The 522-nt window shown below is 42.3% G+C and carries 1 protein-coding gene; it reads left to right on the top strand.

The window, feature by feature from the left end; translation table 11 throughout:
• The coding region (locus JC525_RS20050) for a hypothetical protein (RefSeq protein WP_233095337.1) at positions 1–371 on the top strand (371 nt) is incomplete at its 5' end.
• Between the last annotated feature and the right edge of the window lie 151 nt (positions 372–522).

Genomic DNA, 522 nt, shown 5'->3' with positions numbered 1-522 from the left:
GCGGCTTCGCCATTATGCCCCACGCAACTGCGCCGCTTAGCTTAATGTTAGGTGCCACAGTGATCACATGGCTGACAAGGAATTTTAGTTTATTAATCGGGGGCATTATCCTGCTGCCTCTAACCTTGTTTATAAGCCTAATGTTCCTCGCATTCGGAGCAGGCTTCACTAGTAATCCGACAGTTTCTAGCATTAAAATATTCACCATTGCAGCATCGTATTTATTGGTATTTACATTTTCAGTTTGGCAATCGCTCCGTAGTTTCAAAAAACATGGCAATTACGGCTACTGGGATTTACTCCCAATTATTTACTTTTCGTTGGGTGTATTCGTAATGTTAATTCAAGGTAGTATTAAGTATGTCACCTAACAAAAAAATAAAGTCACTCGCTGGCGCTCGTTGGGACGCTAACACGCGGGGCCACTTCGTTATTATGCCCCACGAGCCAGCGCCCCTTATTTAAAAGTTAGTTGCCAAGGGCCATATGAGAAGCCTTCAATTACTTAGTTTATTATCTTTA

The organism is Alteromonas sp. IB21, from assembly GCF_016405965.1.
Lineage (GTDB): Bacteria > Pseudomonadota > Gammaproteobacteria > Enterobacterales > Alteromonadaceae > Alteromonas.
This window is presented reverse-complemented; position numbering and strand designations above follow the sequence as displayed.